At 51.8% G+C, this 12,807-nt stretch carries 15 protein-coding genes; 5 read left to right on the top strand and 10 right to left on the bottom strand.

Annotated features, from left to right (window positions below; translation table 11 throughout):
- Positions 1 to 23: 23 nt before the first annotated feature.
- A complete protein-coding gene (locus ACO0LG_RS13035; protein WP_423026938.1) occupies positions 24 to 590 on the bottom strand; it encodes an outer membrane protein assembly factor BamE in 567 nt (188 codons plus the stop codon).
- Positions 591 to 665: 75 nt separating this feature from the next.
- Between ACO0LG_RS13035 and fur the strand changes: the two genes are divergently transcribed.
- Positions 666 to 1,094, top strand: a complete 429-nt coding sequence (gene fur, locus ACO0LG_RS13030; RefSeq protein ID WP_423026936.1) for a ferric iron uptake transcriptional regulator — start codon at positions 666 to 668, stop codon at positions 1,092 to 1,094.
- A 70-nt stretch (positions 1,095 to 1,164) separates the two neighbouring features.
- On the opposite strand, the gene ACO0LG_RS13025 is transcribed toward fur, so the two are convergent.
- The 3 genes from ACO0LG_RS13025 to ACO0LG_RS13015 form a co-directional block, all read right to left on the bottom strand.
- The gene (locus ACO0LG_RS13025; protein WP_423026934.1) at positions 1,165 to 1,548 is read right to left on the bottom strand and encodes a response regulator; all 384 of its coding nucleotides are present in this window, start codon (positions 1,546 to 1,548) and stop codon (positions 1,165 to 1,167) included.
- 77 nt (positions 1,549 to 1,625) lie between these two features.
- Complete coding sequence (gene hrcA, locus ACO0LG_RS13020) at positions 1,626 to 2,657, bottom strand: heat-inducible transcriptional repressor HrcA (protein ID WP_423026932.1); 1,032 nt, start codon at positions 2,655 to 2,657, stop codon at positions 1,626 to 1,628.
- A 44-nt stretch (positions 2,658 to 2,701) separates the two neighbouring features.
- The gene (locus tag ACO0LG_RS13015; protein WP_423026930.1) at positions 2,702 to 3,388 is read right to left on the bottom strand and encodes an HAD family hydrolase; all 687 of its coding nucleotides are present in this window, start codon (positions 3,386 to 3,388) and stop codon (positions 2,702 to 2,704) included.
- 75 nt (positions 3,389 to 3,463) lie between these two features.
- Here ACO0LG_RS13015 and ACO0LG_RS13010 point away from each other — a divergent pair, with 75 nt between their 5' ends.
- The 4 genes from ACO0LG_RS13010 (at position 3,464) to ACO0LG_RS12995 (ending at position 8,079) form a co-directional block, all read left to right on the top strand.
- Positions 3,464 to 4,357 (top strand): NAD kinase, encoded by an 894-nt coding sequence (locus ACO0LG_RS13010; RefSeq protein WP_423026928.1) that lies wholly within the window; start codon positions 3,464 to 3,466, stop codon positions 4,355 to 4,357.
- A gap of 123 nt (positions 4,358 to 4,480) precedes the next feature.
- Positions 4,481 to 6,127: a DNA repair protein RecN gene (gene recN / locus ACO0LG_RS13005; protein WP_423026926.1), complete on the top strand. Its 1,647-nt coding sequence runs from the start codon at positions 4,481 to 4,483 to the stop codon at positions 6,125 to 6,127.
- A gap of 13 nt (positions 6,128 to 6,140) precedes the next feature.
- Complete coding sequence (gene hemH, locus ACO0LG_RS13000; RefSeq protein ID WP_423026924.1) at positions 6,141 to 7,247, top strand: ferrochelatase; 1,107 nt, start codon at positions 6,141 to 6,143, stop codon at positions 7,245 to 7,247.
- Positions 7,248 to 7,254: 7 nt separating this feature from the next.
- Positions 7,255 to 8,079 (top strand): symmetrical bis(5'-nucleosyl)-tetraphosphatase, encoded by an 825-nt coding sequence (locus tag ACO0LG_RS12995; RefSeq protein WP_423026922.1) that lies wholly within the window; start codon positions 7,255 to 7,257, stop codon positions 8,077 to 8,079.
- A gap of 3 nt (positions 8,080 to 8,082) precedes the next feature.
- On the opposite strand, the gene ACO0LG_RS12990 is transcribed toward ACO0LG_RS12995, so the two are convergent.
- The 6 genes from ACO0LG_RS12990 to ACO0LG_RS12965 form a co-directional block, all read right to left on the bottom strand.
- On the bottom strand, positions 8,083 to 8,817 hold the full coding sequence (locus ACO0LG_RS12990; protein ID WP_423026920.1) for a lysophospholipid acyltransferase family protein: 735 nt from the start codon (positions 8,815 to 8,817) through the stop codon (positions 8,083 to 8,085).
- A gap of 148 nt (positions 8,818 to 8,965) precedes the next feature.
- Positions 8,966 to 10,252, bottom strand: coding sequence for a dihydroorotase (locus ACO0LG_RS12985; protein WP_423026918.1), 1,287 nt, complete (start codon positions 10,250 to 10,252; stop codon positions 8,966 to 8,968).
- A gap of 7 nt (positions 10,253 to 10,259) precedes the next feature.
- A complete protein-coding gene (locus ACO0LG_RS12980; protein ID WP_422949513.1) occupies positions 10,260 to 11,231 on the bottom strand; it encodes an aspartate carbamoyltransferase catalytic subunit in 972 nt (323 codons plus the stop codon).
- Complete coding sequence (gene pyrR, locus ACO0LG_RS12975) at positions 11,224 to 11,745, bottom strand: bifunctional pyr operon transcriptional regulator/uracil phosphoribosyltransferase PyrR (protein ID WP_423026916.1); 522 nt, start codon at positions 11,743 to 11,745, stop codon at positions 11,224 to 11,226. Before pyrR ends, ACO0LG_RS12980 begins: the two co-directional genes overlap by 8 nt.
- The gene (gene ruvX, locus ACO0LG_RS12970; protein ID WP_423026914.1) at positions 11,742 to 12,137 is read right to left on the bottom strand and encodes a Holliday junction resolvase RuvX; all 396 of its coding nucleotides are present in this window, start codon (positions 12,135 to 12,137) and stop codon (positions 11,742 to 11,744) included. Before ruvX ends, pyrR begins: the two co-directional genes overlap by 4 nt.
- Complete coding sequence (locus tag ACO0LG_RS12965) at positions 12,137 to 12,754, bottom strand: YqgE/AlgH family protein (RefSeq protein ID WP_422949683.1); 618 nt, start codon at positions 12,752 to 12,754, stop codon at positions 12,137 to 12,139. The genes ruvX and ACO0LG_RS12965 overlap by 1 nt, the downstream gene beginning before the upstream one ends.
- Positions 12,755 to 12,807: the final 53 nt, after the last annotated feature.

Genomic DNA, 12,807 nt, shown 5'->3' with positions numbered 1-12,807 from the left:
TTTAGATTTACTTCTCTTTAGATTTATTTTTCTTTTTTCTTCGGCGCATCGGTCTCTATCACCGACTGCACACGGTTCAGGCCCAAAGCAGATTCGGTAATACGTGCCAGGTATTCTTTTTCATTCGGCAAATTGCCACCTTCAAACTTGGATACGGTACCATCCTTGAAATACACAGAGACGCGGCTGGTGATACGCTCGCCATTAGGTTTGATGAGGCGGAAAGGATAATCCCAGCGGTCTTCATGGAACATGTCTGTCAGCAGAGCTGTGCCCAGCACAAACCGCACTTGTTCGCGTGTCATGCCTTCTTTTAATTGCGCCACCATTTCCTGGGAAACAAAGTTACCTTGCTGTATGGAAACACGGTAAGGTGAAATAAAAGCCAGCACCTTGCCAAAACCAGTAGGCTCCACCACTTGTGCACCATTTGCGTCACTCGGTGCGCTGGATGTTGCATATACTGAAGTCCTGTCAGCCGATGACAACAGCGGAATAGGTGAGGAACATGCTGTCAGACCAGCCAGCAAAACCAGACCCGCAACGCGGCTCATCTTCTTCCGTGTTAATTCTGAAAACAACAGTTGCATAGATAACCTCTTAATTGAGCAACAAGCCCTAAAACCCGATATCATAAAGCAGATAGCAAATTTTTGATCGAAAACATGACAAACAGCTCCCCAAACCTCAAAGCCAGCGGTCTGAAAGCCACTCTGCCCCGCCTGAAAATCCTGGAAATCTTCCAGAGCAGCAAGGTTCGTCATCTGACAGCAGAAGATGTATATAAGATCCTGCTAAATGAAAATATGGATGTCGGTCTGGCAACTGTATACCGAGTCCTGACCCAGTTTGAACAGGCTGGCCTGTTAAACCGCAATCATTTTGAGACTGGCAAAGCCATTTTTGAATTGAACGAGGGTTCACATCATGACCATCTGGTCTGCCTGGACTGTGGCCGTGTAGAAGAATTTTTTGATGAAGAAATTGAACACCGCCAGCAAACCGTTGCGCTGGAACGTGGCTTTAAAATCGCCGAACATGCGCTGGCGATTTATGGCAATTGCACCAAGCCTAATTGCGAACACAAGACTTGAAGCAAGGACAAAACCGCCACTGTAGCTTCGCAAGCGCACCGGGCCATGAGTGCCCCGTGTGCGATCCAGCCTACTTATTGATCTTGGACACCACGGCTTCGACTGTATCTATGATTTTTTGCGCATTGAATGGCTTGAGAATATAGCCATGGATGCCGTTCTTGACTACTTCCGTAATCGTATCCTGGTCTTTATTGGCGGTGACCATCAACACTCTTGAATCTGGCAACAATTCACGTATGCGGGGCAGGATTTCAGTGCCGCTGATTTTGGGCATGACGATATCGAGCAAGATCAGATCAGGTTTCAGTTTCACCGCCATTTCCAGGCCGGTACCGCCGTCGGTAGCCTCACCAACGACGTTATATCCCTCACTGCGCAGTATGACCCTGAGCACCTCGCGGGTGACATCATTATCATCAATCAATAAAATCTTTGCGTTTTTCTTGTCCATAGCAACCCTGTATGCGCATCAATGTTTGCTTATTTTCTTTTTTGCTTCGCTACTTCAGACTGTATCTTAATGGTTTATTACTGACTAAGTGCATTAGATAATAATTTTGCAGTGATGTCTACGATGGGAATAACTCTTTCATACGCCATGCGGGTAGGGCCGATAACACCCAGGGTGCCAACTATCTTGCCATTGACTCCATAAGGCGCGGTGACGATACTCATTTCTTCCATGGGTACCAGTTGTGATTCACCGCCGATGAATATCTGTACCCCGGTTGCCTTGCTCGACACATCGAGTAACTGCATGAGGCTATTTTTTTGCTCGAACATATCGAACAGTTTGCGCAAAGAACTCATGTTCGAAGACAGGTCCTGCACATTCAGCAAATTGCGTTCACCAGAGATAACTACCTCGTCATTATCTTCATCCATGGCATTGCTGCCCGCTTCTACTGCCGCCTGCATGAGTCTGGTCATGTCATTTTGCAATTCCCGCAGCTCGCTATTAATACGGGTGCGTGCGTCGGTAAAGCTCAGGCCACCAAAATTCTGGTTCAAATAATTGGCTGCCTGCACCAACTGAGTTGGTGTGTAATCAACATCGGTCAACAGCAGCCGGTTATGCACTTCGCCGCCAGGTGCCACCACCACCAGCAAGATACGTTTTTCTGACAGGCGCAAGAATTCTACCTGCTGGAAAATCGACTCGGTACGCGGCGTCATGACGACACCGGCAAATTGTGACAACGACGATAATATCTGCGCCGCATTCGCAATTAGTTTTTGCGGAGACTGTGCATTCATATTTGATTGCATGCTGGACTGCAACCGGGAATCCATGCCTGCGCCATTCACATCTTGTACAGTCAGCAAGGTATCAACAAAGACGCGATAGCCCCTGGGCGTAGGGATACGGCCCGCAGAAGTATGCGGGCTGGCCACAAAGCCCATTTCTTCAAGGTCGGCCATGACATTGCGTATCGTCGCCGGGGATAATTCCAGGCCGGATATTTTGGACAAGGCGCGGGAACCCACAGGCTGGCCGTCAGCAATATAACGCTCGACCAGGGCTTTTAATAAAGTTTGTGCGCGGATATCTAGTTGCATGGTTTCATTTTATGCGTTCATGACTGACATGAACATAGAAAAATTCATAGCCATAGAGTCAGGTCATGCAGATTGGCAAATTCTGCATCCGGCTTGATATGAAGATGGCGCTCATCTTCAATTTTTAAAGCCTGCCTGTTCATCCAGCCGCCTTTTAATCCTGCCCGTTGCGCGCCTTGTACATCAAGCAATAAATCATCACCCACATACAAGACCTCGGCAGGTTCCAGGCCCAGCTCCTGGCAAGCAGCCAGAAATATCCTGGGATCAGGCTTGGCACAGCCAAAGCGAAAGGCAGCGATCGACACCTTGAAGTGATGCGCCAGCCCTATCGCCTGCAAATCGGCAAAACCGTTTGAGACTGTTCCCAGCAGCAGTTTTTCTTGCAAAGCCTGCAATGCCGGTTTGACGTCACTGTACAAGTCCACTTTGTTCCTGGCGTCGGCAAATACCGCCATGGCCTGGTCGGCTTTTTCGGCTGCCACCCCATGTTCATCAAACACCTGTTTGAGCAAGGTATGGCGCAAGGCCCATAAGTCGTATTGAAAACGCTGGTCACTCGCTACCAGCACATTCCTGCGCTCACGCAGTTTTTCCACATTGTAATTTTGCGCCACGGCGGGCGCATGTTCATGCATCCATTGCTGCAATGCTGATTCAGCATGGCGAATTACCGGTGCAACCGGCCACAAAGTATCATCCAGATCCAGCAAAACTGCTTTAATTGCCATAAAGAGCACTCATTCCATTCGTTGATGTCCTAATTATGTTCTAATCTTAGCCATCATGTCACCCTACCTTTGTTTATGACAGTACAGGCTAAAACCATTGCACTTGTTGGAAAATCTAATGCCTCAGGCATTGCGGACTCAATTCAGGAACTGGCCAATTTTCTCGCGGCCGCAGGACACCGCGTCGTCATCGAGTCAGAAACGGCGCAATACCTGCAATTAAGCGAATTCAGCAGCATGCCGGTGCCTGAGATAGGCAAACTGGCAGATGTTGCCATCGTAGTGGGTGGTGATGGCACCATGCTGGGCATAGCACGGCAACTGGCCCCCTATAATATTCCCCTGATCGGTATCAACCAGGGCAGGCTGGGTTTCATCACCGATATCGCGCTTGACCGCATGATCCCTGTCATTACAGAAATGCTGGATGGCAAATATGTCTCCGAGCGCCGCAGCCTGCTGCAGGCGATCGTGACGCGCGACGGCAACCAGATTTTCAGTGGTGTTGCCTTCAATGACATTGTGGTCTCGCGTGGCGCAGGCTCAGGCATGGTGGAATTACGTGTCGAGGTAGATGGGCATTTCATGTACAACCAGCGCTCGGACGGTCTTATCGTCTCGACGCCGACAGGTTCCACGGCCTATGCGCTTTCTGCCGGCGGCCCTTTGCTGCACCCTAGTTTATCCGGTATTGCGATGGTGCCGATCGCCCCGCATGCCTTGTCGAACCGGCCGATTGTTTTGCCAGACAGTAGCGAAATCGTTATCACCATCGTGGCCGGGCGCGATATCAGCCTGAATTTTGATATGCAAAACTTTGCCAGCCTGCAGCATCAGGACAGGATTATCGTCAACCGATCTGCTCATACGGTGACATTCCTGCATCCTCCCGGCTGGAATTATTACAACACCTTGCGCGAGAAACTGCACTGGAATGAATATCCATCGGTAGAGGGTGCGCTGAATTAGTTTTAACCCACCCACTCTTACGAACACAGAAGTCACAGGCTGTTGCTAGAATAGCGATTTCGCTATGCAGGGGCATCTTGACCAGCCCTGTTTTCTTAACAAACTCCTTCATGTCAGCCCATTATGTTGCGCACGCTTGCCATTCGTGATTTTGTCATTGTTGATACGCTGGAACTTGAATTTTCCTCTGGCTTTAGTGTGCTGACCGGAGAAACCGGTGCCGGTAAATCCATCCTCATCGATGCCCTGACCCTGGCCTTGGGTGGCCGGGGCGACGCCAGCATGGTGCGCGAGTCTGCCAGCAAAACGGATATCAGCGCAGAATTTGCCGTCAATGACATCCTTGCTGCCTGGCTGAAAGAACATGAATTCTTTGACCAGGACCAGCCATTGATCTTGCGCCGTACCATTGATAATGCCGGCCGTTCAAAAGCATGGATCAATGGCATCACCGCCACCGCAGGGCAATTGCGCGAAATTGGCGACATGCTGGTTGATATCCACGGCCAGCACGCACATCAATCCCTATTAAAAACTGAAGCACAGCGCGATTTGCTGGACATGCAAGGTGGCTTACAAGAGCAAGTCACAGAAGTTGGCTTGCGTTACCGCGCCTGGCGCAATATCAGCAAGCAACGCGAAGAATTTGAAACCAATGCCAAGAGTGTCTTGCAAGAGCGCGAGCGTCTGGAATGGCAAGTCGGCGAACTCGATAAATTGCAGATCAAACCCGGCGAATGGGAGAGTATCAGCCAGGAACATACCCGGCTGGCCCATGCTGCCAGCCTGATGGAAGGCGGACAAGAGGCGGCTACTTTGATCTCTGAATCCGAGCATCCGGTTCTGTCGCAACTGACTGCCATCCAGCAAAAGCTGTTGAAGCTGCTTGATTATGATGCGGCATTAAAGCCCGTCACCGATGCGCTGGAATCTGCCTGCATCAATTTGCAGGAAACCACTTATGCCCTCAATGTTTACCTGAGCCGCACCGAGCTTGACCCTGCACGATTGCGCGTGGTGGAAAACCGCGTAGAGGCGATACATACCACGGCACGGCGCTTTCACGTTGCACCTGAAAAACTGCATGAAGAATTTGCCACGCTGTCAGCCCAGTTGGCGCAGTTGTCGAATGCGACGGATATGGATGCCCTGAAAGCACAGGAAGAAAAAGCCAGGCTGGCTTATTTGCAGACCGCACAAAAACTGAGCAAGACCCGACAAAAAGTTGCCAAGGATCTGGGCGCGTCAGTCACCACAGCCATGCAAGACCTGAGCATGGGTGGAGGCAGCTTCTCGGTCGCACTCAATCCTGTAGAACCGGCCGCCTATGGCCTGGAACAAGTAGAATTTTTGGTGGCAGGCCATGCCGGGGTACAGGCAAGGCCGCTGGCCAAGGTTGCCTCTGGCGGTGAGCTGGCGCGTATCTCGCTGGCGATTTCTGTTATCACCTCTTGTGCTACTGCCACCCCTACCCTCATATTTGATGAAGTTGATAGTGGCATAGGTGGTGGCGTGGCTGAAGTGGTTGGGCGTTTATTAAAACGTCTCGGACAAGACAGGCAAGTCTTGTGCGTTACGCATTTGCCGCAAGTGGCCAGCCAGGCTAACCAGCACTTCCAGGTCAGCAAAGCCAATCACAATGGCAAGACTGTGTCACAGATAGAAGCACTCGATAACAAGCAAAGAGTGGAAGAAATCGCCCGCATGCTGGGCGGCATAGAAATTACAGCGACTACGCGCAAACACGCCAGAGAATTATTGGCATCTTAAGAAAAAAAACATCATGCGCTTCCTTAAAGAACCTGAATATTCACACGGCAAGATCGCCAAGACAGCCGTCGTGCTGATCAACCTGGGCACACCAGATGCACCGACGACATCGGCCGTGCGCCGTTATCTCAAACAATTTTTATGGGACAGGCGCGTGGTTGAAGTGCCGCGCCCGCTCTGGTGGATGATCTTGCATGGGATTATCCTGCCCTTCCGTTCTGGCCAGTCAGCAAAGAAATACGCTTCGATCTGGACCAAGGATGGTTCACCACTGAAAATACATACGCAAAAACAGGCAGCATTGCTGAAAGGCTATCTGGGTGAACGTGGACATGAAGTACAAGTTGCCTATGCCATGCGTTATGGTTCACCTTCCATCCCCGAAGTCTTGCAAAAACTTAAAGCCGACGGTTGTGAGCGCATACTGATATTGCCTGCTTACCCTCAATATTCTGCTACCACGACTGCCTCTAATTTTGACGCTATCGTTCAGCATTATCAGCAAGTCAGGAACATGCCTGAACTGCGCTTCGTCAAGAATTATCATGATCATGATGGTTATATACAGGCGCTGCGCATTTCCGTCATGGATCACTGGCAAAGCCATGGCCGCCCGGACAAACTGGTCATGAGTTTCCATGGTTTGCCCAAGGCTTTTTTATTGCGTGGCGATGCCTATCATTGCGAATGCTATAAAACCGCCCGCCTGCTGGCAGAGAAACTGGGGCTGGGCAAAGATGATTATGTGGTCACCTTCCAGTCGCGCCTGGGCCGTGCAGAATGGCTGCAACCTTACACTGCACCTACTGTGGCAAAACTGGCCAAGGAAGGCGTCAAGCGCGTCGATGTGATTTGTCCCGGCTTTATCGCTGATTGCCTGGAAACCCTGGAAGAAATCGCCATGGAAGTGAAGACCGATTTTCTTAAAGCGGGTGGCAAGGAATTCAATTACATCCCCTGCTTGAATGAATCACCGGCATGGCTGCGTGGCCTGGCTGAAATTGCAGAGCAGCATCTGATAGGCTGGCCAACCATGGTCACCGCCAGCGTGCGTGAACAACAAAAACAGCAAGCCCTGATCAGCCGCGCAGAAGCTAAACGTATGGGTGGCGAGCCCTGAGGCAGCAATGGCAAAAACTTATTTTATCGGTGATATACAAGGTTGTGCCGACCAGTTGCAAAGCCTGCTCAATAAAATAGAGCTGACCGAACCGGATGCACAGTATTTGTTTGCAGGCGACCTCGTCAACCGCGGCCCCAAATCGCTGTCCAGCCTGCGACTGATACGTGACTTGCAAATCGCTGGCCGGGCAGAATCGGTGCTCGGCAACCATGACCTGCATTTGCTGGCCGTTGCCAATGGCATACGCAAGGTGCATCGCAGCGATACCCTCGACGATATCCTGCAAGCACCAGACCGTGAAGAATTGCTAGACTGGTTGCGGCGCAGACCCATGGCGATTTTGCTGCATCAACATTTACTGATACATGCAGGCATATTCCCACAATGGTCAGCAAAGCACACCATGAAGCTGGCGCATGAAGTCGAAACACAGTTACGCAGTAAAGACTGGATAGACTTATTACACCATATGTATGGCAACACCCCGGCACAATGGCAGGATGATTTGCAAGGCTATGACAGATTACGCTGCATCATCAACGCACTGACACGCATGCGTTTTTGCAGTGCAGATGGTGTCATGGATTTTGACAGCAAGGACGGGCTCGACAGTGCGCCGCAAGGCTTTGCCCCCTGGTTTGACCTTTCACGCGCCAGCGAAAAACACACTGTGGTATTTGGTCACTGGTCCACCCTGGGCCTGATCTTGCGTGACAATCTGATCAGCCTGGATACCGGCTGCGTCTGGGGCGGCAAGTTGACTGCCGTTGCGCTGGAAGACCGACAAATTATGCAGATCGATTGTCCGCAGCAGCAAAAACCAGGGTAAGTATTACTCGCTTAAACCAAGTTCTTTCATCACCGCTGCACGCGCCACTTGTGCCACTTCTCTACGGTGCGCACCTTCGGTAGGAATGGCAGGCAGACGTACCAGTTCTGCGGTCATGCGCGGTGCCAGCAAGATGATGCGCATGCTCTCGGCAAATGTCATGTCGCCAATAAAATCGGCAGCAGTATGGAACTGCCCCTGCGCATCGAGATAGCGGACAACAAAGGGTTGCACAGGCACATGTGCTTCTATTGCTGCTTCAAACAGGTTGGCGTGAAAAGACAGCAAATTGCCTTGTGCTGCTGTCGTACCCTCAGGAAAAAACGCGATGCGCTTACCTGCTTTTATCTGATGTACCAGGCCTTCATAAATACGACGCACATCGCGCTGCCTGCCACGTACCAGAAAAATCGTGCCTGCTTTTTCACATAACCAGCCCAGCAAAGGCCAGTTGCGGATGTCTGACTTGGCGACGAAGTGACAAGGGTGCAGGGTATTGATGACAAAAATATCCAGCCATGACACATGATTGGATATAATCATCGCCGCTGCATTCACCGCACCTTCGCTTTTATCCTTGAAAGCCACCTCCACAGCACAGATGACAAGCAGCTTGACCGACCAGCGACGAACCAGCTCGTCACGCCTGGCATCGGAAGAAAACGGAAAGATCACGGCGCAAGTCAGCAGACCTGCGGTGAGATGGAGAAATATCCGGAAAAAATGCCAAACGATCATGCCCAAACGCCCATGCCCACAAAGGCTAAGATAAAAATTTCAAATCGCAATAAAACAAACGGGAGTACGGTGAACCATACTCCCAGCAAACCATTTTATTACCCAATAATACTTTAAATCATTTTCAAAGAATTCTGTCAGAGCAGATTCAATGCAGCATATCAAAGGCAATATGCCCTGAAACTATCGTGGCCTTGACCACACCCGGTAATTCATACCCCAGGAAAGGCGTGTGTTTGCCCTGGCTGGCGAGGGCTTTGGCTTCTACCTTCCAGCGTGTGGCTGGATCAAAGATGCAGATGTCGGCAGCCTGGCCAACCGCGATTTGTCCGGCAGGCACGCCTGCCACTTTGGCGGCATGCTGGCTGATCTTGGACAGAGCCAGCGTCATGCTGACATCACCACGGCTGTCTTCTGCCCATTTCAGTGCTAGTGACAATAGCAATTCAAGACCGGTGGCACCGGGTGATGCTTCGGCAAAAGGCAACAATTTTTCATCATCATCGACCGGTGTATGGTCTGAACAGATGGCATCGATGGTGCCGTCTTTCAATGCTGCAGAAATGGCATCGCGATCACGCTGGCTGCGCAAAGGCGGGGTCAGGCGGGCATTGGAATCGAAGTAGCCAATGTCGGCATCTGTCAGGTGTACATGATGTGCACCAACATCGCAAGTCAACGGCAAGCCTTCTTTTTTGGCCTTGCGTATCAAGTCCAGGCCAGCAGCAGAAGAGATGCGGCACAGATGCACTTTGGCACCAGTGGCACGCATGAGTTCAAACAGGGTATGCAGGGCAATCGTCTCGGCCATGACGGGCACGCCAGACAAGCCCAGGCGCGAAGCCAGCGGGCCACTATGGGCAACACCGCCCTTGCCTATATAGGCATCTTGCGGACGCAACCAGACGGTAAAGCCAAAAGTGGCCGCGTAATCCAAAGCTCTTTGCAGGGTATTGGTATTGGCGATGGTTTCTTCTGCCTGAGAGAAACCGATGCAGCCTGCCGCGGTCAGCTCCACCATCTCGGTCAGGGATTCGCCTTTCAAGCCGACGGTCAGCGCACCCAGCGGATAGACATGCGCCTTGTTTTGCATGCGCGCTCTTTGCTTGAGCATTTCTACCAGGCCTGATTCATCCAGCACAGGGTCAGTATCTGGCGGGCACACCAGACTGGTAACACCACCGCGCATGGCGGCCTGCAATTCAGACTCCAGCGTGGCCTTGTATTCAAAGCCAGGTTCACGCAGGCGGGCACTGAGGTCTACCAGGCCAGGAGCAACGATCAAGCCTGTGGCATCGACAGTTTTATTGGCGGCAAAGTCAGCAGGTGCCTGGCCCAGGGCAACGACCTTGCCGGCAGCAATAAACACGTCCTGTACTGCATCGGTCGCACTTGCCGGATCAATCACGCGGCCATTTTTGATATGTATTTTCATATTCTCCTCATACCCCGCCGCTGTTGCCTGCAACGATGCTCATGACTGCCATGCGCACGGCGATACCAAAAGTCACTTGCGGCAGTATCACTGCCTGCGGGCCATCGGCCACGGCAGAATCAATTTCTACACCACGGTTCATGGGGCCGGGGTGCATGACGATGGCGTCTGGTTTTGCCAGTGCCAGGCGTTCTGGCGTCAGTCCATAGCTCTTGAAATATTCTTGTGCTGAAGGCAGCAAGGCACCACTCATGCGTTCATTTTGCAGGCGGAGCATGATGATGACATCGACGCCTTTGAGGCCTTCATCCATGTTGTTGAATACACGCACACCCATTTGCTCAAGACCACCGGGCAACAGGGTACGTGGGCCGATCACGCGCACTTCGGGTACGCCCAGCATGGTCAAGGCATGGATGTCGGAACGCGCAACACGGCTGTGCAAGACATCTCCAACAATCGCGACTGTCAGGTTGGTGAAGTCTTTTTTGTAGTGGCGTATGGTGTACATGTCCAGCAAACCCTGGGTAGGGTGGGCATGGCGGCCATCACCGGCATTCACCACATGTACATGGTGCTGTTTGGTGTCGTTCAGATGCTTGGCAATCAGGAAAGGTGCGCCTGATGTGGCGTGACGCACGACAAACATGTCGGCATGCATGGCAGCCAGATTGTCGATGGTGTCGAGCAAGGATTCACCCTTGCTGGTACTGGACGCGGCGATATTGAGATTGATGACATCCGCCGACAAACGCTTGGAGGCAATCTCGAACGTCGTGCGCGTGCGGGTAGAGTTTTCAAAGAACAGATTGAAAACGCTTTTGCCACGCATCAGCGGCACTTTTTTGACTTCTCTGTCGCTGACGCTGACGAAGGAAGATGCGGTATCGAGAATATGATTAACGATGGCTTTCGGCAAACCATCTATCGTCAGCAAATGCTGGAGTTCGCCGTGTTTATTGAGCTGGGGATTATGCATGGTCGACAGAGATGCTGAAAGTGCCATCATCTGCACGTTGCAGATTGACAGAGACGGCGGGTTCAAATGAGGCGGTATGGGCGACAAAATCAGCAGCCACCGGCAATTCGCGGCCACCACGGTCTACCAGGGTGGCCAGCATGATGCGGGCCGGACGGCCATAATCAAATAGCTCATTGATGGCGGCGCGGGTGGTGCGGCCTGTATACAGCACGTCATCTACCAGGATGATTTGTGCGCCATCGACATCGAAAGGAATTTGCGTAGGTTTGACTTCGGCATGCAGACCCTTGGCGGCATAGTCGTCGCGATAAAAAGAGACATCGATGAGGCCCGCTTTATTCGGCAAGCCCAGGTCTTGCACCAGGCGCTCGGCTATCCAGGCACCGCCTGAATAAATGCCAACGATGGCGAGTTTGCCTTGTGCCAGCGCATGTGGCCTGATTTGCTCCAGTAGCTGCTGATACAATGCTTCTGCATCAAGCTGTGCAGCATTAGTGGTCGTGGTAATCATGGCGTTTCATCAAAATATTGTTGCAGAATGAGGGCCGCCGCATCGTCGTCGATAAACTCGCCACGCGAGCTGCTGAGTACGGCAGAAGAATAGCGTTCATCGACCAGCACGGCAGGCAAATTGAAGCGGCCATTGAGCTGGTTCGCAAAGCGCTTGCAGCGCTGCGTCATTTCATTGTCGGCACCATCGGGATGCATGGGCAAACCCACCACGCAGAGCACGGGCTGCCATTGTTCTATGAGCTTGGTGATGTCGGCAAATTTGCCATCATTGGTAGGGGCATGGATGATGCTGAGTGGTTTGGCCTGGCGTAAAAAGGTATTGCCAACGGCAACGCCTATGCGTTTTAAACCAAAGTCAAAGGCGAGTACTGTACCTTCGCTTGCAGCCATCAGGCATGCCCCGCTTCGGCTGCCAGCATCAGCGGGTCTATGCCCAGCAATTTGATGGCGGCGGCAAAACGTTCTTCCAGCGGCAAATCGAACAGAATGCGTGCGTCGGCAGCGACTGTCAGCCAGCCATTAGCCAGTATCTCCTGTTCCAGTTGGCCAGCACCCCAGCCTGCATAACCAACACTGATCAGGACTTGTTCAGGCCCGTCACCGGCGGCCACCGCTTCCAGTACATCGCGTGAAGTGGTGAAGGCGATCTCGTCTGTCACTTTTAATGACGATGAATACTCACCAACAGGAGTGTGCAGGACAAAGCCACGGTCATCCTGCACCGGCCCGCCAAATATAACCGGGCGCTTGCCTATGGGATGAGAGTCAGGAATGATTTCCAGCTTCAGGTCTATGCGGTCAAACAGGCCAGCCACAGTCAGCTCTATGGGGCGGTTGATGACCATGCCCATGGCACCGCGCGGGCTGTGTTCGCACAGATAAATTACCGTGCCGCCAAAGACGGGGTCCATCATGGATGGCATTGCAATCAGGAAATGATTGGTTAAATTCAATTCCAAATTGTTATCGTCTTCGCTTTTCACCTGGAATTTATGTCTGGAAGTCATCGGGGCCGACTGTGTCGCATCGTCGTGCAGATTGGTATGTAGTGATTTTGTTT

Origin of the sequence: Undibacterium sp. Ji42W, from assembly GCF_049340405.1 — a bacterium.
GTDB lineage: Bacteria > Pseudomonadota > Gammaproteobacteria > Burkholderiales > Burkholderiaceae_D > Undibacterium.
This window is presented reverse-complemented; position numbering and strand designations above follow the sequence as displayed.

Excerpts from the sequence above, each read along its gene's own strand:
- pyrR (WP_423026916.1), bottom strand. The coding sequence starts at position 11,745 with ATGATTACCACGACCACTAATGCTGCACAGCTTGATGCAGAAGCATTG.
- ACO0LG_RS13010 (WP_423026928.1), top strand. The coding sequence starts at position 3,464 with ATGACAGTACAGGCTAAAACCATTGCACTTGTTGGAAAATCTAATGCC.
- ACO0LG_RS12985 (WP_423026918.1), bottom strand. The coding sequence starts at position 10,252 with ATGAAAATACATATCAAAAATGGCCGCGTGATTGATCCGGCAAGTGCG.
- ACO0LG_RS12965 (WP_422949683.1), bottom strand. The coding sequence starts at position 12,754 with ATGACTTCCAGACATAAATTCCAGGTGAAAAGCGAAGACGATAACAAT.
- fur (WP_423026936.1), top strand. The coding sequence starts at position 666 with ATGACAAACAGCTCCCCAAACCTCAAAGCCAGCGGTCTGAAAGCCACT.
- ACO0LG_RS13035 (WP_423026938.1), bottom strand. The coding sequence starts at position 590 with ATGCAACTGTTGTTTTCAGAATTAACACGGAAGAAGATGAGCCGCGTT.
- hemH (WP_423026924.1), top strand. The coding sequence starts at position 6,141 with ATGCGCTTCCTTAAAGAACCTGAATATTCACACGGCAAGATCGCCAAG.
- hrcA (WP_423026932.1), bottom strand. The coding sequence starts at position 2,657 with ATGCAACTAGATATCCGCGCACAAACTTTATTAAAAGCCCTGGTCGAG.
- ACO0LG_RS12995 (WP_423026922.1), top strand. The coding sequence starts at position 7,255 with ATGGCAAAAACTTATTTTATCGGTGATATACAAGGTTGTGCCGACCAG.
- recN (WP_423026926.1), top strand. The coding sequence starts at position 4,481 with ATGTTGCGCACGCTTGCCATTCGTGATTTTGTCATTGTTGATACGCTG.
- ACO0LG_RS12980 (WP_422949513.1), bottom strand. The coding sequence starts at position 11,231 with ATGCATAATCCCCAGCTCAATAAACACGGCGAACTCCAGCATTTGCTG.
- ACO0LG_RS12990 (WP_423026920.1), bottom strand. The coding sequence starts at position 8,817 with ATGATCGTTTGGCATTTTTTCCGGATATTTCTCCATCTCACCGCAGGT.
- ruvX (WP_423026914.1), bottom strand. The coding sequence starts at position 12,137 with ATGGCTGCAAGCGAAGGTACAGTACTCGCCTTTGACTTTGGTTTAAAA.
- ACO0LG_RS13025 (WP_423026934.1), bottom strand. The coding sequence starts at position 1,548 with ATGGACAAGAAAAACGCAAAGATTTTATTGATTGATGATAATGATGTC.
- ACO0LG_RS13015 (WP_423026930.1), bottom strand. The coding sequence starts at position 3,388 with ATGGCAATTAAAGCAGTTTTGCTGGATCTGGATGATACTTTGTGGCCG.